The sequence below is a fragment of the Comamonas sp. MYb21 genome (assembly GCF_037479395.1).
GTDB lineage: Bacteria > Pseudomonadota > Gammaproteobacteria > Burkholderiales > Burkholderiaceae_C > Comamonas.
The window spans coordinates 1-1,026 of sequence record NZ_JBBGZC010000034.1; the positions used below are offsets into that span (position 1 = coordinate 1).

General features: G+C 47.9%; 1 tRNA gene and 1 rRNA gene. Both read left to right on the top strand.

The features are described from left to right. Position 1: 1 nt before the first annotated feature. Positions 2 to 77, top strand: a tRNA-Ala gene (locus WH367_RS24320). Positions 78 to 486: 409 nt separating this feature from the next. Then, positions 487 to 1,026 (top strand): 23S ribosomal RNA (locus WH367_RS24325); the annotation flags it as partial.

The window sequence follows — 1,026 nt, forward strand, 5'->3', positions numbered from 1 at the left end:
AGGGGGATTAGCTCAGCTGGGAGAGCACCTGCTTTGCAAGCAGGGGGTCGTCGGTTCGATCCCGTCATCCTCCACCAATTACTTGGTTATTAAACCAGGCTCCGATAAACACTTATCACTCAACACCAAAGCGGTTTCGCAAGAGACTGTTTTGTTGTTGATTCCGGATTCCCGGATCAACGCGGCTGTTCTTTAAAAATTCATAGAGTCGAAAATCAGCGTTGCTGGTGGAAACTGCACAAACGTAGAAGGTTTAGTGCAGACCGTGCCACCAGCAACAATTTGATTGCGTCAAAACGAATGAAACTTTGCGGAAGCAATTTTTATTCAGTAATGACGAATATTCTTCAAGAATGTGAATCTGGGCGACCAGGTTTACAGCAAAGATATTCACATTACGGCATAACGCGCGAGGTGAGAGACCTCGCAAAGCAGTTGCTTGGGTTCTTGTGCGATGAGATCTAGAGATAGATGTCAAAGTTATAGGGTCAAGTGACTAAGAGCATGTGGTGGATGCCTTGGCGATGATAGGCGACGAAAGACGTGATAGCCTGCGATAAGCTTCGGGGAGTTGGCAAATAAACTTTGATCCGGAGATTTCTGAATGGGGGAACCCACCTAGCAATAGGTATCACTGCGTGAATACATAGCGCAGTGAAGCGAACCTGGAGAACTGAAACATCTAAGTACCCAGAGGAAAAGACATCAACCGAGATTCCGATAGTAGTGGCGAGCGAATTCGGAAGAGCCTTGCAGTGATAGTCAGTGTGTTAACAAAACGGAATGGAAAGTCCGGCCATAGTGGGTGATAGCCCCGTATGTGAAAACGCATTGGTGGTACTAGGCTGCAGACAAGTAGGGCGGGGCACGAGAAACCCTGTCTGAATATGGGGGGACCATCCTCCAAGGCTAAATACTCATCATCGACCGATAGTGAACAAGTACCGTGAGGGAAAGGCGAAAAGAACCCCGGGAGGGGAGTGAAATAGATCCTGAAACCGCATGCTTACAAAAAGTCGGAGCCCT